Source organism: Streptococcus suis, assembly GCF_002960445.1.
GTDB classification, from domain to species: Bacteria; Bacillota; Bacilli; order Lactobacillales; family Streptococcaceae; genus Streptococcus; species Streptococcus hyiners.
In genome coordinates this window covers 1-274 of record NZ_POJD01000464.1, presented here as the reverse complement: position 1 = coordinate 274, position 274 = coordinate 1, and the positions used below count along the sequence as shown (strand labels likewise).

General features: G+C 34.3%; 1 protein-coding gene. It reads left to right on the top strand.

Annotated features, from left to right (window positions below; genetic code table 11):
* Positions 1-190, top strand: a 190-nt coding sequence (locus C1G53_RS12800) for a DUF5945 family protein (protein ID WP_238139158.1), incomplete at its 5' end; no start/stop codon positions are given.
* Positions 191-274: the final 84 nt, after the last annotated feature.

Here is a 274-nt window from a genome sequence, read left to right as displayed (position 1 = left end):
ACAAAGCCAGCCGAAGAAAGTAAATATCACAAGCGACTATAAACAACACTTGGCAGACACTATTGCACACAACAACAAGGATATTTCAGCCTGTCAAAAGCAAATTGAAGAACTTCATCAATTGATTGATGAAAAGAAAATCCAAAATAAAAAGTTGCAGGCTATTTCAGTAGCCATTGATGATTTATAAGTCAGGTAGTCCTATGCGGGCTACCTTTTTATAATTGAAGGAGAAGATAATGAAATTTTTTCAAAAGAAAAAACAGAACCAGGA